The sequence below is a fragment of the Burkholderia sp. BCC1993 genome (assembly GCF_905339865.1).
In the GTDB taxonomy this organism is placed as follows: Bacteria; Pseudomonadota; Gammaproteobacteria; order Burkholderiales; family Burkholderiaceae; genus Burkholderia.
Genome location: NZ_CAJPGZ010000005.1, coordinates 335,764 through 353,839 on the forward strand (window position 1 = coordinate 335,764; position 18,076 = coordinate 353,839).

Below are 18,076 nucleotides of genomic sequence, written 5' to 3' on the forward strand. Positions count from 1 at the left end.
GCCCCGCGTTCCCCGGTGGAACGCGGGGCGTTTTGTCATGACCGCATACGTCACGCGAATCACGCGATCGCGCCGCCGCCGTCGATCAGCACCGTCGAGCCGGTTGCATAAGGTGTTGTCGCCAGATACACGATCGCGTTCGCGACGTCCTCCGGCTGGCCCACGCGGCGTGCCGGGAGGCGCTGCGCGGCGCCCGCGTACATCGCGTCGCGCGCATCGGGGGCGAGCTTGTCCCACAGCGGCGTCGCGATCAGGCCCGGTGATACGGTATTCACCCGCACGGGCGACAGCTCGAGCGCAAGGCCGCGGGCGAGCGCCTCGAGTGCTGCGTTGATGGCCCCCTGCAGTACCGACGATGCGTTCGGTCGCACGCTGAGGTAACCCGACACGAACGTCAGCGAACCGCCGGGTGCGATATCGATCGAGCGTGCGACGCGGTATGCGCCCCAGAACTTGCTGTCCATCGCGGCCTGCGCGTCGGCAAGCGGCAGTGCGCGGACCGCGCCCGTGGCGGTCTTCGCGGCCGAAATCACGACGTGGTCGAACTGGCCGGCGCGCGCACAGAACGCATCGACGGCTGCCGTATCCGTGATGTCGAGCGCTTCGGTGCGTACTTGCGCGCCCGGCGCGGCATCTGCATTGACCCCGGCCGGGTTGCGCGATGCGATCGTCACGACAGCGCCGAGTTGTGCGAATGCGGTCGCGGCGGCGGCACCGATGCCGGAACTGCCGCCGACGACGAGTACCTTCTTTCCGTGGAGTGAGTCGTTCATGGTGGTCCTTCCGAGGTGGGGAGGTGAGGAGGTGAGCGCAATCCGGTCAGATCGTTTCGGTTTCGCGCAACGTCGACGGGCTGCGCAGGGCAAAGCGGGCGATGTCGTCCTTGCGCATGAAGGCAACGCCCGGATGCGATCGAGCGTAGTGCAGGAATGCGTCCCAGGCGCGGACCATCTGCGGCGTGCCGCTGATCCGGTCGTGCGCGCTGATCGACATCAATCGCCGCCGCTGGCCGGCTTCCGCGTACAACTGGTCGAAATCGAGCTTGATCTGCTCGAGAAACATCGTCGGCGAGTAGTTGCGGCCTTCGATCAGCAGGATGTCGTTGTTGCGCAACGTGTATGGAACGACCACGAAATCGCGGCCGTCGACGGTTTCGATGAAGGGCTCGTCGCGGCTGACGTCGTCGATGTGATACACGTAGCCGAGTTCCTGCAGCAGCGGCAGCGTGTGCGGTCCGCGCCGCAGCCAGTTGCAGTTGTAGCCGATCGGGCGCCGTCCCGTCGCCGCTTCGACCATGTCGCGGGCTTCGGTGAGGAAGCGGCGCTCGTCGTCGCGGCTCATCGCGAATTGCGACCGCCAGGTCGGGCCGTGCGCGGCCGCTTCGTGGCCGCGCGACACGATCTCGCGTGCCAGTTCGGGATGCCGGCGCGCGGCTTCCCCGATCATGTGCGACGTGACCTTCACGCCATGCCGGTCCCACAGGTCGAGAAGACGCGGGATCCCTTCACGGTAGCCATATGCGAACCACGTGGCCGAGGCGAGGTCGACCGGGACCGACGGTGGAAATTCGACGGACGGGAACGGGCTGTCCGCGCCCCTCGGCGGTTGTCCGCCGGCCTCGAACTGCATCGAGATCGAGATGACGAGCCGCGTGTTGTCCGGCCAGAACCCGCTGGCGTTGGTCCCTGCAGCACCCGAGATCGGCGCGGCAGTTGCCGACCGGGAGGCACCCGCGGCCATCGCGATGCCGGCGGCCGCCCCGGCGCCTGCTTGCGCAAGAAACTTGCGGCGCGCCGGACGCATCGCCGAAGAATCGTAGTCGCTGTCAGTCATCGTCCCCTCCGTCAGCCGACGAGCCCGAGCTGACGCATCAGCGTCAGGTTGTCCTCGATGTGCCAGTTTTCGGCTATCCGGCCGTGGTCGATGCGGTAGACGTCGGTCGCGATGAAGTCGATCGCCTGTCCGCTTCCGATCGTTCCATTGAACGTGCCGGTGAAATGGCCGCGAAAGTGCAGGTGCACGACGACACGGTCGCCCGCCACGATCATCTGTTCGATGTCGCAATGCAGGTCCGGGATGGCCGTGCGCATCGTCCTGGACGCCGCGAGTGGCCCCGCCACGCCTTGCTCACGGCCGGCCGGCAATGTCCGGTCGACGAAATCGACCGCGAGCGCGGTCCGGGCGAGGGTCGCATCACCGGTATCCCAGAATGTGCCGTAGCGACGCGCGGCGAGGATCTGCGCACGCGCCTGCGTAGCCGGCACGTCGGTCGCGACGGTCAGACTGTGTGGATCGAGAAGGTCGGCGGCGCGGGCCGCGACAGGCGACAGCGCAGCGACGCAGGCCGCTGCAGCGATGACGCGGGTGATCGGGCGCGCGATCGAAGGAAGGTGGATCGACATGGTTTCGGATGTCCTGTGAATGGCGTCGCGGGACGACGCGGAACAGGTATGGTAGGTTTCCGTTCTGAACCCAAATACGGTCTAAAAGCGAATGGATTATTCGAAAAAAGGAAAGGTCGACGCGAGGCGGGTGCCGCGATGCTGATCGACGATCTCCCGGCGCTCGATACCTTCGCGAGAATCGTGTCGGCCGGCAGCCTGTCCGCGGCGGCGCGCGAGCTGGACTTGTCGCTGTCCGTCGTCAGCAAGCGGCTCGCGCATCTCGAGTCGCAGCTCGGCGTGCGTCTGCTGCACCGGACGACGCGACAGCAGACGCTGACCGACGACGGTGCGCAGTTCCATGCGCAGGTGCTGCGCATCCTGGCCGAGGTCGATCGCGCCGAAACGCTGATGAGCGATCGTCGCGGCACGGTCAGCGGCGTGCTGCGCCTGACGGCGCCCGGCGAACTCGGCCGGCTGCGGATCGCGCCGCTCATCGCCGCGTTTCAACGGCAACATCCGGAGTTGACCGTGCACCTGATGCTGACCGACGCGATCGTGGATCTGCTCGCGCAGGACATCGACGTTGCCGTGCGGATCGGCAGCCTCGCCGATTCGACGATGATCGCGCGCGAGCTGGCGCCGAATCATCGCGTGCTTTGCGCGTCGTCGAGCTATCTCGCCGTGCACGGGCTGCCGGCCCATCCGGCCGAGCTTCGCATGCACCGATGCATCGTGATGGGCGACCAGCCGCGTGCGGAGTGGCGGTTCGACGGCGTACAGGGCGCGGTTGCGGTCGAGGTGACGGCCGCGCTGCTGACGAACGACGGCGGTGCGGCTCGTACGTTGGCGCTGGAGGGCGCGGGCATCGCGCTGAAGTCGATCTGGGACGTCGGTGCCGACCTCGACGCGGGCCGGCTCGTCCGCGTGCTGCCGGCATTCGCCGCGCCCGCGGCACCGCTTCATGCGGTCTATCCTGGCGGGCGTCACCTGCCGTTGCGCGTGCGGGCATTCGTCGACTTCCTGCGCGAGCAGTTGCGCGCCTCGTGGCGCCGCGGCGCGTGAGCCGTTGCGAACGATGCGCCGGATGACCGCAGGCGCGTGACGCCCCGCCGTTAAGAAGCGGTTTACAATCGTTTGCATCGGGCGGCGCAAGCATTGCCGGCCACACCGTCCACGTTCGACAGGATGCCATCGATGCCAACAACCTCAGCGAATCCTCCGGTTCCCCGTCAGCGACGCGTGCAGTGTGCGAGCGCCGCAGGCCTTCACCACATCGCCTATACCGAATGGGGCGACCCCGCCAATCCGCGCGTGCTGGTCTGCGTGCACGGCCTGACCCGTTCGGGGCGCGACTTCGACCGGCTCGCCGCTGCGCTGTCCGATGCGTATCGCGTCGTCTGCCCCGACGTCGTCGGGCGCGGGCGCTCCGACTGGCTCGCCGATCCGCGGCTTTATGCGATTCCGCAATATGTGGCCGACATGGTGACGCTGATCGCGCGGCTCGACGTCGAGTCGGTCGACTGGTTCGGCACGTCGATGGGCGGGCTGATCGGCATGGCGCTCGCGGGGCTGCCCGGTTCGCCGCTGCGCCGGATGATCGTCAACGACGTCGGCCCGCGCATCGAGCCCGATTCGCTGACGCGCATCGGCGAATACCTCGGCGTGCAGCCGCGCTTCGCGACGGAGCAGGAGGGCATCGACTATCTGACGTCGCTGTCGCTGCCGTTCGGCGCGTTGAGCGGTGACGAGTGGCGCGAGATCAATGGGCCGTTGCTGCGCACGCTGCCCGACGGCGCCTGGACGATGCGCTACGATCCGCGCATCGCGGAGCCGTTCAAGGCGACGACGCCCGAACTGGCCGCGCTCGGCGAGGCCGCGCTGTGGCGCGCGATCGAGACCACCGACGCGTCGCTGCTGGTCGTGCGCGGCGAGCATTCCGACCTGCTGTCGCGCGACACGGCGGCCGAGATGGTGCGGCGCGGCCGGCACGTGACGCAAGCCGAGATCCAGGACGCGGGCCATGCGCCGGCGTTCATCAGCGCCGACCAGATTGCGCTCGCTCGCCGGTTTTTCGTCGAAGGCGGCGCATAAACGCGTCATAATATGCGGTTCGGCGGCACGCGGGCCGTGTCGCCGCCGATTCTTCACCCACTCACACGACCGGAACATTCCATGGCAGTCATTCGTCACCACGTCGGGGCCCGTCTCTCCGAAACCGCGATCCACAACGGTACCGTGTATCTGGCCGGCCAGATTGCCGAAGACACCACCCAGGACATCAAGGGCCAGACGCGCGAAGTGCTCGGCCACATCGACCGCCTGCTCGCCGAAGCGAACAGCGACAAGGCACATCTGCTGTCGGTGCAGATCTACATTTCGGATCTCGCGAACTTCGAAGGCATGAACGCGGAGTGGGACGCGTGGGTCGCGCAGGGCAATACGCCGCCGCGCGCCACCGTCGAGGCGAAGCTCGCGGATCCGGCGCTGCTCGTCGAGATCGTCGTCGTCGCCGCGCAGCGGAGCTGAGCGAAGCATCACGATGACCGCAATACGCCAGGCCGTGCAATGACCGAGTCCGTTTCCGCTTCTTCCGTCGCGGCGCCGTCGTTCGACGACGTGCTCGCGTTCGTGCGCGAGCGGGCCGGCGACGCGCGCCTGTCGACGGGCGAGCTGCTCGCCGATCATTCGGCGGGCACGGCGTCGATCATGCGCACGCTGAACGTCGACCCGCACGCGATGCAGGCGGCCGCGCTGTTCGTGCTGACGCCGCACCTGAACGATCCCGAGCGGGAGTTGACCGAACGCTTCGGCGAAGAGGTTGCGCGGCTCGTATCCGACGTGCGCAAGCTGCTGCGGCTCGGCACCGTCAGCCTGCGCGCCGCGCAGAACGCGATGCCCGACGCCGGGCGCGACGCCGCGGAAGAGCGGCGCACGCAGATCGAGGCGCTGCGCAAGATGCTGCTCGCGTTCGCGCAGGACATCCGCGTGGTGCTGATCCGGCTGGCGTCGCGGCTGCAGTCGCTGCGCTACTACGCGGCGGCGAAGATCGACCCGCCGCCCGACGTCGCGCGCGAGACGCTCGAGATCTATGCGCCGCTCGCGAACCGTCTCGGTATCTGGCAACTGAAGTGGGAGCTCGAGGACCTCGCGTTCCGCTTCGAGGATCCGGTCACCTACAAGCGCATTGCCAAGCTGCTCGACGAAAAGCGCATCGAACGCGAGGCGTACGTCGCGCAGGCGATCGAGCGGCTGCAGCAGGAACTGGCGGAAGCGCACATCCCGGCCGACGTGAGCGGGCGGCCGAAGCACATCTACAGCATCTGGCGCAAGATGCGCGGCAAGGAGCTCGACTTCTCCGAGCTGTACGACGTGCGCGCATTCCGCGTGATCGTGCCGGACATCAAGGATTGCTACGCGGTGCTCGGCATCGTGCATCACCTGTGGCAGCCGGTGCCGAAGGAATTCGACGATTACATCTCGCGCCCCAAGCCGAACGGTTACAAGTCGCTGCATACGGTCGTGATCGGCGACGACGGCCGCGCATTCGAAGTGCAGATCCGCACGCAGGAAATGCACCGCTTCGCGGAGTACGGCGTCGCCGCGCACTGGCGCTACAAGGAAGCGGGCGCGCGCGGCTATGGCGGCCAGTTCTCGGCGAGCGACAAGTACGACGAGAAGATCGCGTGGCTGCGCCAGCTGCTCGCATGGAAGGACGACGTCGAGGACGGCACCGAAGTCTCGGGCGACAAGGCGTGGGCGCAGCTGCGCGAGACGTCGCTCGACGACGACCATATCTACGTGCTGACGCCGCAGGCGCGCGTGATCGCGCTGCCGCAGGGCGCGACGCCGGTCGATTTCGCGTACCACCTGCACAGCGAGCTTGGCCATCGCTGCCGCGGCGCGCGCGTCGACGGCGTGATGGTGCCGCTGAACACGTCGCTCGCCAACGGCCAGACGGTCGAGATCGTCGCGGTGAAGGAGGGCGGGCCGTCACGCGACTGGCTGAACCTGCAGCTCGGCTACCTGAAGAGCCCGCGTGCGCGACAGAAGGTGCGTGCGTGGTTCAACTCGATCGAGCAGGAAGAGAACATCGCGCATGGTCGCGCGCTCGTTGAAAAGACGCTGCAGCGCGAGGGCAAGACGTCGGTCAACCTCGACAATCTGGCCGCGAAGCTCGGCTTCAAGTCGCCCGATGAGTTGTTCTCGGTCGTCGGCAAGGAGGAATTCAGCCTGCGCAACGTCGAGCACGCGCTGTCCGATGCGCCGCCGCCCGACCATGCGCCCGAGGCGCCCGCCGATTTCGAGAAGCGCAGCAGCGGGGCGAGTGTCGCGCACGGCGCGTCGACCGGCGTGCTGGTGGTCGGCGTCGATGCGTTGCTGACCCAGCTTGCGCGCTGCTGCCGTCCGGCGCCGCCCGACCCGATCAGTGGTTTCGTGACGCGCGGCAAGGGGATGTCGATTCACCGCAGCGACTGCCCGACGTTCCGGCGGATGGCCGAGCGGGCGCCGGAGCGCGTACTGCAGACGACCTGGTCGGCCGACGTGCTGGGCGGCCGTGGCGTGTCCGTCTATCCGGTCGACCTGATGATCGAGGCGAGCGACCGGCAAGGCCTGCTGCGTGATATCTCCGAAGTGTTCGCGCGCGAGAAGATGAACGTGGTGGGCGTGAAGACGCAGAGCCGCCGCAATGCGGCATTCATGCAGTTCACGGTCGAGGTGTCGAATTCCGCGCAGGTGCAGCGGGCGTGCACGCTGCTCGGCGAAGTGCCGGGCGTCGTGCGGGCGGGGCGCAAGGCGTGACGTCCCTGTCATGGGGTTGGAGCACGATCATTTTGCTGCGACCGCATAAAAACGCTTGCCAAGTCTGCGATAGCTCCATATAATCTTAGCTTCTCTAGGCTCGTAGCTCAGCTGGTTAGAGCACCACCTTGACATGGTGGGGGTCGTTGGTTCGAGTCCAATCGAGCCTACCAACGAATTGAGAATGCCCGGTTTTTCGGGTATTCGATGCAGTAAATAACTCAACGCAAACAAGGCGAATACGGTTATGACACCGCGAACGTTGACCGAAACCTTTTCGGAGCGACGCTAGTCGAGGAACGTTTTCGCCCTTTCAGTTTGAGTGAAGTATCGAATGCGGCCCCTCGAAAGCGGGGCCGCATTTTTTTTGTCGCGAAATTTTCGCGCGTGACTTTGATGTCGCGTGCTTGGTTTGCCGCCCACTGTCGGCATCACGGAGATTGCTATGGTTTCGATACGCTTGCCTGACGGCTCAGTTCGACAATACGAGCATCCGGTGACAGTTGCCGAGGTTGCGGCCTCGATCGGTCCCGGCCTTGCGAAGGCTGCGCTTGGTGGCAAGCTCGATGGCGAGCTGGTCGATACGTCCACGGTCATCGATCGCGACGCATCGCTCGCGATCGTCACGGACAAGGATGCCGACGGTCTCGACATCATCCGTCACTCGACCGCGCACTTGCTCGCCTATGCGGTGAAGGATCTGTATCCGGATGCGCAGGTGACGATCGGTCCCGTGATCGACAACGGCTTCTACTACGACTTCTCGTACAACCGCCCGTTTACGCCTGAAGATCTGGAAAAGATCGAAAAGCGCATGCAGGAACTCGCGAAGAAGGACGAGCCGGTAACGCGCCGCGTCGTGTCGCGCGACGAGGCGGCTGGCTATTTCCGCAGCCTCGGCGAGAAGTACAAGGCCGAGATCATCGAATCGATTCCGCAAAGCGACGAAATCAAGCTGTACTCGCACGGCGGCTTCACCGACCTCTGCCGTGGCCCGCACGTGCCGTCGACCGGCAAGCTGAAGGTCTTCAAGCTGATGAAGGTCGCGGGTGCGTACTGGCGCGGCGACTCGAAGAACGAGCAACTGCAGCGCATCTACGGTACGGCCTGGACGAAGAAGGAAGACCAGGATCAATACCTGCACATGCTCGAGGAAGCGGAAAAGCGCGACCACCGCAAGCTCGGCAAGCAGCTCGACCTGTTCCACATGCAGGAAGAGTCGCCGGGCATGGTGTTCTGGCATCCGAAGGGCTGGGCGCTGTGGCAGCAGGTCGAGCAGTACATGCGCCGCCGCGTGAACGAAGCCGGCTACCTCGAGATCAAGACGCCGATGATCATGGACCGCTCGCTGTGGGAGGCGTCGGGCCACTGGCAGAACTACCGCGAGAACATGTTCACGACGGAGTCGGAGAAGCGCGACTACGCGATCAAGCCGATGAACTGTCCGGGTCACGTCCAGGTGTTCAAGCACGGCCTGCGCTCGTATCGCGACCTGCCGCTGCGCTACGCGGAATTCGGTTCGTGCCATCGCAACGAGGCATCGGGCGCGCTGCATGGCCTGATGCGCGTGCGCGGCTTCGTGCAGGACGATGCGCACATCTTCTGTACGGAAGACCAGATCATTGCCGAGTCGATCGCGTTCAACAAGCTCGCGATGAGCGTGTACGGCGATTTCGGCTTCGAGCACATCGACATCAAGTTGTCGCTGCGTCCCGAGCAGCGCATGGGTTCCGACGAAACGTGGGACCGTGCCGAGCAGGGGCTGCGCGAAGCGCTGACGGCCTGCGGCCTGTCGTGGGAAGAACTGCCGGGCGAGGGTGCGTTCTATGGCCCGAAGATCGAGTACCACATCAAGGATGCGCTCGGCCGTTCGTGGCAGTGCGGCACGCTGCAGCTCGACATGATGCTGCCGGAGCGCCTCGGCGCCGAGTACGTCGCGGAAGACAACAGCCGCCGCCGGCCGGTGATGCTGCACCGTGCGATCGTCGGTTCGATGGAGCGTTTCCTCGGCATTTTGATCGAGCACCACGCCGGTGCGATGCCGGTCTGGCTCGCGCCGTACCAGGCAATTGTGCTCAATATCGCCGAAAGTCAGGCCGAATATGCACAATCTCTGACCCAAACGTTGCAAAAACAAGGGGTTAGAGTGGCGGCCGATTTGCGCAACGAGAAGATTAGCTATAAAATACGCGAGCACACGCTGGAAAAGGTGCCTTATCTCCTCGTCGTGGGCGATAAGGAGCGTGATGCGCAAACGGTAGCCGTGCGTGCCCGTGGCGGCGTCGATCTTGGCGTTATGCCGGTCGAAGCCTTCGTTGAGCGTCTGCAGGAAGACCTGCGCTCGTTCAAGTAACCGCCCTGGCAGCGCGGCTCGTTTTTTTAATTTTTAGAGGAAACGTAACATCGCTACTGATAAGTCGTCGCATCGCATCAACGGTGAAATCACTGCGCCGGAAGTGCGTCTGGTCGGGCTCGAGAACGAACCGCTCGGTATCGTAAAACTCGCTGATGCTTTCCGTAAATCGGAAGAACTGGATGTTGACCTGGTGGAAATCGCGCCGCAAGCGGTTCCCCCGGTTTGCCGTCTGATGGATTACGGCAAGTTCAAGTACCAGGAATCGAAGAAGCAGCACGAAGCGAAGCTGAAGCAGAAGGTCATCCAGGTCAAGGAAGTCAAGTTCCGCCCGGGTACCGATGACGGTGACTACAACGTCAAGCTCCGCAATCTCGTGCGCTTCCTCGAAGAGGGCGACAAGACGAAGATCACGTTGCGTTTCCGCGGCCGCGAAATGGCTCACCAGGAAATCGGTATGCGGATGCTTGAGCGTCTGCGCACGGATCTCGAGGAAGTCGGCCAGGTCGAGCAGATGCCGAAGATGGAAGGGCGCCAGATGATCATGGTGCTCTCGCCGAAGAAAAAGAAGTAACGGGCCCGCGCGCCACGCGCGCAGGTTCGAAAGTGGTTCGGTGCGTGGCCCGGTCAGGGCGGCGCGCCAACAACGACGGCGGCTGCGCAAGCGGTTCGCCGTACACAAGTGGACTGGGTTTCGAAGGGCGGGTCAAGGGCGCAAGCCAACCGCACACCCATCGCCATCAAATAAACTGGAGTTGTTCGTCATGCCTAAGATGAAGACCAAGAAGAGTGCTGCAAAGCGCTTCGTGGTGCGTCCGGGCGGTACCGTCAAGCGCGGTCAAGCCTTCAAGCGTCACATCCTGACCAAGAAAACCACGAAGAACAAGCGTCACCTGCGCGGCGCAACGGCAGTTCATGATTCCGATCTGAACTCCGTCCGCGCAATGCTGCCGTTCGCGTAACCCCTCAACTGATACTCCAAGGAGAGAAACATGCCTCGAGTCAAACGTGGGGTAACCGCACGGGCCCGCCACAAGAAGATCATCAACCTGGCCAAGGGTTATCGCGGTCGTCGCAATAACGTCTACCGCATCGCCAAGCAGGCGGTGATGCGCGCTGGTCAGTACGCGTACCGCGATCGCCGCAACAAGAAGCGTGTGTTCCGCGCACTGTGGATCACGCGTATCAACGCGGCAGTTCGCCAGCACGACATGACCTACAGCGTGTTCATCAACGGCCTGAAGAAGGCGTCGATCGAACTCGACCGTAAGGTCCTGGCCGACATGGCGGTGTTCGACAAGGCTGCTTTTGCTGCGATCGTCAAGCAGGTGAAAGCCGCCGTTGCAGCCTAATTGCGAAATTAGCACTGCGTGGTTAGTTGCAGCGACGTTCCGGTAGTCTCGGCCGCTGCAGCGAAAACGGGGCTCTTCCGAGCCCCTTTTTTGTTTGGCTGAGCGATTTCGCTCGCCAAGACCGAATGACGTTGGAAATGATGGGATCTATGGATCTGGACCAGATTGTCGCCGACGCGCAGCAGTCCTTCGAACAGGCTGCCGACATCACCACGCTCGAAAACGAGAAAGCACGCTTTCTCGGCAAGTCGGGTGCGCTGACCGAGTTGCTGAAGGGCCTCGGCAAGCTCGATCCCGAAACTCGCAAGACCGAAGGCGCACGCATCAACGTCGTGAAGCAGCAGGTTGAAGCCGCGCTGACCGCCCGTCGCCAGGCACTGGCCGACGCGCTGCTGAATCAGCGCCTCACTGCCGAAGCGATCGACGTGACGCTGCCGGGCCGCGGCGCCGGCGCAGGCAGCCTGCACCCCGTGATGCGCACGTGGGAGCGGGTCGAACAGATTTTCGGCTCGATCGGTTTCGATGTGGCCGACGGTCCCGAAATCGAGACCGACTGGTACAACTTCACGTCGCTGAACAGCCCGGAGAACCATCCGGCGCGTTCGATGCAGGACACCTTCTACGTCGAAGGCAAGGATGCCGACGGCCGCCAGCTGCTGCTGCGCACGCACACGAGCCCGATGCAGGTGCGTTACGCGCGCATGAACCGCCCGCCGATCAAGGTGATCGCGCCGGGCCGCACGTATCGCGTCGACAGCGATGCGACCCACTCGCCGATGTTCAATCAGGTCGAGGGGCTGTGGATCGACGAAAACATCAGCTTCGCCGACCTCAAGGGCGTCTATACCGACTTCCTGAAGAAATTCTTCGAGCGCGACGACATCCTCGTGCGCTTCCGTCCGTCGTATTTCCCGTTCACGGAACCGTCGGCCGAGATCGACATGATGTTCGAGCACGGCAAGAACGCAGGCAAATGGCTCGAGATCTCGGGCTCGGGGCAGGTGCATCCGACCGTGATCCGCAACATGGGCCTCGATCCCGAGCGCTACATCGGCTTTGCGTTCGGCAGCGGCCTCGAGCGCCTGACGATGCTGCGCTACGGCGTGCAGGATCTCCGGCTGTTCTTCGAGAACGATCTGCGTTTCCTGCGCCAGTTCGCATAACGCACGCGCCGCGCCGACATGTGCCCGCGCATGCCCCGCCGGACGTTTCCGACGGGGGCCGGGCGCCGATCTAACCTGTTTCGAACGTAGACATCCATGCAATTCCCTGAATCCTGGTTGAGAACCTTTGTCGACCCGCAGCTGACGACCGACGAACTGTCGCACGCGCTGACGATGGCGGGGCTCGAAGTCGAATCGCTGAGCAAGGCTGCGCCGCCGACATCGAAGATCGTCGTCGGCCGCGTGCTCGAAGTCGTCAAGCATCCGGATGCGGACAAGCTCAATGTCTGCCAGGTCGACGCCGGCACCGGCGCGACGCTGAATATCGTGTGCGGCGCACCGAACGTGGCGCCCGGCATCAAGGTGCCGGTCGCGCTGGTCGGCGCGGAACTGCCGCCGGCGGAAGAGGGCGGCAAGCCGTTCGCGATCAAGCTGTCGAAGCTGCGTGGCGTGGAGAGCCAGGGGATGCTGTGCTCGGCGCGCGAGCTGAAGCTGTCCGAGGACCACGGCGGCCTGCTTATCCTGCCGGAAGACACGCCGGTCGGCCAGGACATCCGCGATACGCTCAATCTCGACGACACGATCTTCGAAATCAAGCTGACGCCGAACAAGGCCGATTGCCTGTCGGTGTTCGGCATCGCGCGCGAGACGGCCGCGATCACCGGCGCGCCGCTGACGCCGGTCGACATCCGTCCGGTGCGCGTCGAGCTCGACGAAACGCTGCCCGTGCGCATCGCTGCGCCCGATCTGTGCGGCCGCTTCTCGGGTCGCGTGATCCGCGGCGTGAACGCGCATGCGAAGACGCCGCAATGGATGGTCGAGCGCCTCGAGCGTTCGGGCCAGCGCAGCGTGTCGGCGCTCGTCGACATCTCGAACTACGTGATGTTCGAGCTCGGCCGTCCGTCGCACGTGTTCGATCTGGACAAGATCCACGGCGGCATCGAAGTGCGCTGGGGCAAGCGCGGCGAGTCGCTGAAGCTGCTGAACGGCAACACGGTCGAACTCGACGAAACGGTTGGCGTGATTGCGGACGACCGTCAGGTCGAAAGCCTCGCGGGCATCATGGGCGGCGACAGCACGGCCGTCACGCTCGATACGACCAACATCTACCTGGAAGCCGCGTTCTGGTGGCCGGACAGCATCCGTGGCCGCGCGCGCAAGTACAACTTCTCGACCGATGCGGCCCATCGGTTCGAGCGCGGCGTCGACTACGCGACGACCGTCGAACACGTCGAGCGCATCACGCAGCTGATTCTCGAGATCTGCGGCGGCAAGGCCGGCCCGGTCGACGACCAGGCAGTGAACCTGCCGCAGCGCGCGCCGGTGAAGATGCGCGTATCGCGCGCGAACCGCATCATCGGCGTGAAGATCGACGCCGACGAGATCGCGAACATCTTCACGCGCCTGCGCCTGCCGTTCGAGCGTGACGACGACGCATTCCTGGTCACGCCGCCGTCGCACCGCTTCGACATCGAGATCGAGGAAGACCTGATCGAGGAAGTGGCGCGCATTTACGGCTTCGAGAAGATTCCCGCGCGTCCGCCGGTCGCGACGAGCGAGATGCGCGCGACCAACGAGACGCGGCGCTCGATCCACGACATCCGTCACGCGCTCGCGGCGCGCGACTATGCGGAAACGGTCAACTTCAGCTTCGTCGATGCGGAGTGGGAGCATGACTTCGCCGGCAACGACAATCCGATCCGCCTGCTGAACCCGATCGCGAGCCAGCTGTCGGTGATGCGCACGACGCTGTTCGGCAGCCTGATCTCGGTGCTGCGCCACAACCTGAACCGTCGCGCGGATCGCGTGCGCGTGTTCGAGACGGGCCGCGTGTTCCTCGCCGATTCGTCGGTGAAGGCCGGCGAGCTGACCGTCGAAGGCTACACGCAGCCGAAGCGTGTCGGCGCGCTCGCGTACGGCCCGGCAGTCGACGAGCAGTGGGGCGTCGCGACCCGCGCGGTCGATTTCTTCGACGTGAAGGGCGATCTCGAGGCGCTGCTCGCGCCGGCCGCCGCGCGTTTCGTGAAGGCCGAGCATCCGGCCCTTCATCCGGGCCGCAGTGCGCGCATCGAAGTGGATGGCCGCGCGGTCGGCTGGATCGGCGAGTTGCATCCGCGCCTGATGCAGAAGTACGAGCTGCCGCACGCGCCGGTGATGTTCGAAATCGACGCGGATGCGCTGATCGCGCGTGCACTGCCGGCGCCGACCGACGTGTCGAAATTCCCGCCGGTACGGCGCGATATCGCCGTTGTCGTCGATCAGGCGGTCGAGGTTCAGGCACTTTTCGACGAAATGAAGAAGGCGCTTGCCGAAGACGCCTGCCGATTCGTTCAGAAGGTTGTACTCTTCGACGAATTTCGTGCAAAATCAAATACTTCCGGTGGTCTTGCCGCGCACGAGAAGAGCCTTGCCTTCCGCGTGACGCTGCAGGACGCGGCTGGCACGCTACAGGACGAGGTCGTCGATCAGGCGATCCAGACGCTGGTCGAGCGGATGGCTCGTGCTGGTGCGCGCCTGCGCGGCTAAGGAGAGGGGCCGCCCGTTCGCGGGTGGCGCTTCCCCATCGTAAGTTTTGGTTTAACGCGCTGTATGCAGATATGAACGACATGACCTCGAGTGAATTCGAAGCCCTCCTGACGGCGCAACGCAGCGCCATGAACCGCGACGCTTCGGCGCCGGCGTCCACCGAGACGCCGACGCTGACGAAAGCGGAACTGGCGGAGCTGCTGTTCGACAGCGTCGGGCTGAACAAGCGTGAAGCGAAGGACATGGTCGAGGCGTTTTTCGAAGTGATCCGCGACGCGCTCGAAAACGGCGAAAGCGTCAAGCTGTCGGGGTTCGGCAACTTCCAGCTGCGCGACAAGCCGCAGCGTCCGGGCCGCAACCCGAAGACGGGCGAGGCGATTCCGATCGCGGCCCGCCGGGTGGTAACCTTCCACGCGAGCCAGAAGCTGAAGGCGCTGGTCGAAAACGGCGCGGAGTAACGCCCGCGCGCCGAAGTCTCCGCGCGGCCGCCGCGCATTCTTTACCGACGGTTAACCGACGATGACCACTACGGTTGAGAAAGTCGTCTTGCCTCCGATTCCCGCGAAGCGCTATTTCACGATCGGTGAAGTCAGCGAACTGTGCGGGGTCAAGCCGCACGTGCTGCGTTATTGGGAACAGGAATTCACGCAGTTGCGGCCGGTGAAGCGGCGTGGCAATCGCCGGTATTATCAGCATCACGAAGTGCTGCTGATCCGGCGGATCCGCGAGTTGCTGTACGAACAGGGGTTCACGATCAACGGCGCGCGCAACCGGCTCGATTCGCCGGGCGGCGAACGCGCTTCCGCGGCACCGGCCGAGCCCGATGTGCCGGCCGGCGACGCGCGAGTATCGGACAAGCCGGGTGCAACGGTCGACGTGATCGCGTTGCGGCAGGCGCTCCTCGACGTGATCGACGGACTCAAACACGACTGAGCGCGACGCTCGAATCAACAAGAAACCCGGTCGGCGATGCGCCACCGGGTTTTTTCATGCACGCGGGCTCGCGCTCGGCGGGTCAGCGTGACGCGAGCGGGTTCGGCTTGCCCATGTCGACGACCAGCGTGCCGTCCGGCAGCATCCGCACCGAACCCTGCGCGACCTGGCTGCGGTAGCCGTACAGGTCGAAACGCATCGGGCCGGCCTCGGCCGAGTTCCGGATCAGCGCGCGCACGTTCAGTTCGAGCACGTTGAACATCTTCATGTCGCCGCCTTCCATCCACATGTAGCTCGGCGCGTCGATCTGCGGCCGCTTCGTTGCGGGCGCGTCGGCGGCACGCCGGAACGTGAGGCGCAGCCCGTCGCGTTCGACCGTCGCCTGGCCGAGCTTGCCGTTCAGCACCGGCGGCGGAAACACGGTGTACTGGTCGAGCACGAGCGTGTCGCCGCGCAGTTCCGCGCCGCGGCGCTGCAGCGGCGTCAGCGACGCGAGTTCGATGCCGAGCGAGCGCAGCAGCTTCGCCTGCGGGATGCCGAGCACCGACACCTGCGCCGGCTTGAACGCGAGGTGCCGGTCATCGAGCACCGACAGCGTGCCCTTCATGTCGGTCGGCAGCCACACGCCGGGCACGTGATTCCAGAGCTTGATGCCGCCCTGGACGCGCAATTCCTGGCCATCCGCGCTCAACTGCAGGTCGTTCAGCGAGCGCGGCGAGTAGTCGAGCAGGTAGTTGTTGAAGAGCGCCGACATCGCTTTCCACGATTCGACCACCGTCCCGCCGAGAATGCGGATGTCGTACTGGTTCGGATCGTCGAGGTCGACCGGTTCGCCCGGGCGTTTCGCGATGAGCTGGACGTCGAGGTCCTCGACATGGAAGCCGATGTCGCCGGACAGGTTGAAGTCGACGTTGTGCAGGTGGATCGTCGGGTTGCGGTTCGACACGTGCCGTTCGTTGAACGGGGTGGTCGACGAGCGCCGCATCGCGACTTTCTGCATGCCGGGTTGCGGCGCGCTGGCCGCGAGTGCAAACGCTTCCCAGTGCTGGCGCGAGTCGCGCAACGTATTCTGCTGCGCGGCGAGGAAGCTGTCGTTCAGGCGAGCGGCTGCATTGCCGAGCGCGGCGCCGCTCGCGGGGCCCGCGTACGACGGCATCCGGATCGCCATCGCGCCGCTTTCGTCGAAATTGAAATAGCCGGCCGAAACCTGGTCGCGATAGTGGTACAGGTCGAACACGAAGTTCTGGTCGCGCTTCGTCGGATCGACCGGGCCGATCAGGATGTCGGCGTTCATCGGCATCGAGCGCATGAATTTCACGTCGCCGCCGCGGATGTACATCGCCTGTTGCGGCGCGTTCGCCGGGAGCGCGAAGCCGGCGTGCGAGCCGTCGTCGAGCGTCAGGTCGAGGCCGGCCGGTGTTACGCGCAGCGCGGTGATCCGGATCTTCAGCCGTGGCGGCGGCATCAGCTTGTCGACCGACATCACGAGGTCGTCGCCGGCGAGCCGCGCGATCGGTGTTTCTACCTTCAGCAGATCGGCCATCTTCACGTTGGCCGCGCGCATGACCGGCTGCGCGTTGATGCCCGACACGCGCACGCCGGTCGGGTGGAATACGAGCTGGCTGCCGTCGCGGATCGCGAGCGTGCCGGTCAGCGAAAACGGCACCCAGCCGTCGCGCTGCATCTCGCCTTGCAGATGGATCACGCCGTCGCCGGCCGATACGGCGAGCTTGCGCAGCGGCGCGTTGCGGTAGCCGAAGATGTAGGTGTCGAAGAGTGCGGTCAGCTTTGCGTTGTCGAGCGTGACCGCGCCTTCGTGCACGTCGATCTCGAAGCTCGTCGGGTCGTCGAACACGATGGGGGCGCCGGCCTGCGTCGGCACGAGCGTCGCGGACAGGTGATGGATGAAGAAGCCGAGGTTGTTGACGATGCGGAAATCGACATCGCGCAGGAACGTCATCGCGCCGTTCTGGCCCGAGTCGCGCAGCGTGAAGGGGCGCGGTTGCGTGAGGTTGATCGACGCGAGCGACGGCACGGTGCGGGCGATCTGCTGTTCGTGGGCGAGGCGTTCGGCTTTGGCGCGCTCGATCTTCGTCGATGCGACCGACGCGTTGCCGTCGCGCTGCGCGGCCGGTTCCGCGCAGCCGGTGCAGAGCAGCGCGAGCGCAAGCGCAAGCGCGCCGCAGCCGAATGCGCGAGCGGTGCCATGTGAAACCGGCGCGGCCGCGCGTCGCAGGCCGGCCATCCAGTCGAAACTTGCCAAGGGCGTGCGATGGTCGCGCCGGACCGAATTCCGCATCGTCTGTCTCCATGTCTTGTCGTGATCGGTGAGGGCGCGCGATCGATGCGCGGCCAGTCGTCGATGCCGTGCAGTGTGGCATAGCGTGCTAGAGCGGCGTTACCAAACAGCCGGCGTGCGGGCAGCACCGGTCGGCGCACGACAGGGCAAAGGATTCGCGGCGTCGGGGCGGCAAGATCAAACGGTCGTTTGGTTTTGCGGTCGAGGCGGGCGGCGCGCATTGCGCCGGATCGGCAAACCCGGCGTCTGTGTGGGTTGACGCCGGG

16 protein-coding genes and 1 tRNA gene are annotated in these 18,076 nt (G+C 65.1%); 13 read left to right on the top strand and 4 right to left on the bottom strand.

Going from position 1 to position 18,076, the window contains the following annotated elements; translation table 11 throughout:
- Positions 1-59: 59 nt before the first annotated feature.
- The 3 genes from U4Y91_RS10585 to U4Y91_RS10595 are packed head-to-tail and all read right to left on the bottom strand — an operon-like array spanning position 60 to position 2,402.
- Entirely contained in the window at positions 60-773 is a 714-nt protein-coding gene (locus U4Y91_RS10585) for an SDR family oxidoreductase (protein WP_321805023.1), read from the bottom strand.
- A gap of 46 nt (positions 774-819) precedes the next feature.
- Positions 820-1,833 carry a polysaccharide deacetylase family protein gene (locus U4Y91_RS10590; protein ID WP_321805024.1) on the bottom strand — a complete coding sequence of 338 codons (1,014 nt, stop codon included), beginning with the start codon at positions 1,831-1,833 and terminating at the stop codon, positions 820-822.
- Positions 1,834-1,844: 11 nt separating this feature from the next.
- Positions 1,845-2,402 carry an ester cyclase gene (locus tag U4Y91_RS10595; RefSeq protein ID WP_321805025.1) on the bottom strand — a complete coding sequence of 186 codons (558 nt, stop codon included), beginning with the start codon at positions 2,400-2,402 and terminating at the stop codon, positions 1,845-1,847.
- Positions 2,403-2,540: 138 nt separating this feature from the next.
- On the opposite strand from U4Y91_RS10595, the gene U4Y91_RS10600 reads away from it, so the two are divergent.
- From U4Y91_RS10600 to U4Y91_RS10660, 13 genes are all read left to right on the top strand, one after another.
- The gene (locus U4Y91_RS10600; protein WP_321805026.1) at positions 2,541-3,446 is read left to right on the top strand and encodes a LysR family transcriptional regulator; all 906 of its coding nucleotides are present in this window, start codon (positions 2,541-2,543) and stop codon (positions 3,444-3,446) included.
- A gap of 132 nt (positions 3,447-3,578) precedes the next feature.
- Positions 3,579-4,475: an alpha/beta hydrolase gene (locus U4Y91_RS10605; protein ID WP_321805027.1), complete on the top strand. Its 897-nt coding sequence runs from the start codon at positions 3,579-3,581 to the stop codon at positions 4,473-4,475.
- Between the two features lie 81 nt (positions 4,476-4,556).
- On the top strand, positions 4,557-4,910 hold the full coding sequence (locus U4Y91_RS10610) for a RidA family protein (RefSeq protein ID WP_014897238.1): 354 nt from the start codon (positions 4,557-4,559) through the stop codon (positions 4,908-4,910).
- Positions 4,911-4,949: 39 nt separating this feature from the next.
- Positions 4,950-7,184, top strand: coding sequence for a bifunctional (p)ppGpp synthetase/guanosine-3',5'-bis(diphosphate) 3'-pyrophosphohydrolase (locus tag U4Y91_RS10615; protein WP_321805028.1), 2,235 nt, complete (start codon positions 4,950-4,952; stop codon positions 7,182-7,184).
- Positions 7,185-7,280: 96 nt separating this feature from the next.
- Positions 7,281-7,357: transfer RNA gene (locus U4Y91_RS10620), tRNA-Val, on the top strand.
- 272 nt (positions 7,358-7,629) lie between these two features.
- Positions 7,630-9,537, top strand: a complete 1,908-nt coding sequence (thrS, locus tag U4Y91_RS10625; protein ID WP_321805029.1) for a threonine--tRNA ligase — start codon at positions 7,630-7,632, stop codon at positions 9,535-9,537.
- Positions 9,538-9,586: 49 nt separating this feature from the next.
- Positions 9,587-10,111, top strand: a complete 525-nt coding sequence (gene infC, locus U4Y91_RS10630) for a translation initiation factor IF-3 (RefSeq protein WP_080599380.1) — start codon at positions 9,587-9,589, stop codon at positions 10,109-10,111.
- 190 nt (positions 10,112-10,301) lie between these two features.
- A complete protein-coding gene (gene rpmI / locus U4Y91_RS10635; protein WP_004191477.1) occupies positions 10,302-10,499 on the top strand; it encodes a 50S ribosomal protein L35 in 198 nt (65 codons plus the stop codon).
- 30 nt (positions 10,500-10,529) lie between these two features.
- On the top strand, positions 10,530-10,889 hold the full coding sequence (gene rplT, locus U4Y91_RS10640) for a 50S ribosomal protein L20 (protein ID WP_004192938.1): 360 nt from the start codon (positions 10,530-10,532) through the stop codon (positions 10,887-10,889).
- A gap of 149 nt (positions 10,890-11,038) precedes the next feature.
- Positions 11,039-12,052 carry a phenylalanine--tRNA ligase subunit alpha gene (pheS, locus tag U4Y91_RS10645; RefSeq protein WP_175777938.1) on the top strand — a complete coding sequence of 338 codons (1,014 nt, stop codon included), beginning with the start codon at positions 11,039-11,041 and terminating at the stop codon, positions 12,050-12,052.
- Between the two features lie 96 nt (positions 12,053-12,148).
- On the top strand, positions 12,149-14,578 hold the full coding sequence (gene pheT / locus U4Y91_RS10650) for a phenylalanine--tRNA ligase subunit beta (protein ID WP_321805030.1): 2,430 nt from the start codon (positions 12,149-12,151) through the stop codon (positions 14,576-14,578).
- Positions 14,579-14,649: 71 nt separating this feature from the next.
- The gene (locus tag U4Y91_RS10655) at positions 14,650-15,036 is read left to right on the top strand and encodes an integration host factor subunit alpha (protein WP_006486093.1); all 387 of its coding nucleotides are present in this window, start codon (positions 14,650-14,652) and stop codon (positions 15,034-15,036) included.
- 61 nt (positions 15,037-15,097) lie between these two features.
- Positions 15,098-15,511 (top strand): MerR family transcriptional regulator, encoded by a 414-nt coding sequence (locus U4Y91_RS10660; protein WP_321805031.1) that lies wholly within the window; start codon positions 15,098-15,100, stop codon positions 15,509-15,511.
- An 82-nt stretch (positions 15,512-15,593) separates the two neighbouring features.
- On the opposite strand, the gene U4Y91_RS10665 is transcribed toward U4Y91_RS10660, so the two are convergent.
- Positions 15,594-17,810, bottom strand: coding sequence for a hypothetical protein (locus U4Y91_RS10665; protein WP_321805032.1), 2,217 nt, complete (start codon positions 17,808-17,810; stop codon positions 15,594-15,596).
- Positions 17,811-18,076: the final 266 nt, after the last annotated feature.

Bases quoted from the DNA above. Each gene is read 5' to 3' on its own strand.
- U4Y91_RS10585 (WP_321805023.1), bottom strand. From the start codon at position 773: ATGAACGACTCACTCCACGGAAAGAAGGTACTCGTCGTCGGCGGCAGT.
- U4Y91_RS10590 (WP_321805024.1), bottom strand. From the start codon at position 1,833: ATGACTGACAGCGACTACGATTCTTCGGCGATGCGTCCGGCGCGCCGC.
- U4Y91_RS10595 (WP_321805025.1), bottom strand. From the start codon at position 2,402: ATGTCGATCCACCTTCCTTCGATCGCGCGCCCGATCACCCGCGTCATC.
- U4Y91_RS10600 (WP_321805026.1), top strand. From the start codon at position 2,541: ATGCTGATCGACGATCTCCCGGCGCTCGATACCTTCGCGAGAATCGTG.
- U4Y91_RS10605 (WP_321805027.1), top strand. From the start codon at position 3,579: ATGCCAACAACCTCAGCGAATCCTCCGGTTCCCCGTCAGCGACGCGTG.
- U4Y91_RS10610 (WP_014897238.1), top strand. From the start codon at position 4,557: ATGGCAGTCATTCGTCACCACGTCGGGGCCCGTCTCTCCGAAACCGCG.
- U4Y91_RS10615 (WP_321805028.1), top strand. From the start codon at position 4,950: ATGACCGAGTCCGTTTCCGCTTCTTCCGTCGCGGCGCCGTCGTTCGAC.
- thrS (WP_321805029.1), top strand. From the start codon at position 7,630: ATGGTTTCGATACGCTTGCCTGACGGCTCAGTTCGACAATACGAGCAT.
- rpmI (WP_004191477.1), top strand. From the start codon at position 10,302: ATGCCTAAGATGAAGACCAAGAAGAGTGCTGCAAAGCGCTTCGTGGTG.
- rplT (WP_004192938.1), top strand. From the start codon at position 10,530: ATGCCTCGAGTCAAACGTGGGGTAACCGCACGGGCCCGCCACAAGAAG.
- pheS (WP_175777938.1), top strand. From the start codon at position 11,039: ATGGATCTGGACCAGATTGTCGCCGACGCGCAGCAGTCCTTCGAACAG.
- pheT (WP_321805030.1), top strand. From the start codon at position 12,149: ATGCAATTCCCTGAATCCTGGTTGAGAACCTTTGTCGACCCGCAGCTG.
- U4Y91_RS10655 (WP_006486093.1), top strand. From the start codon at position 14,650: ATGAACGACATGACCTCGAGTGAATTCGAAGCCCTCCTGACGGCGCAA.
- U4Y91_RS10660 (WP_321805031.1), top strand. From the start codon at position 15,098: ATGACCACTACGGTTGAGAAAGTCGTCTTGCCTCCGATTCCCGCGAAG.
- U4Y91_RS10665 (WP_321805032.1), bottom strand. From the start codon at position 17,810: ATGCGGAATTCGGTCCGGCGCGACCATCGCACGCCCTTGGCAAGTTTC.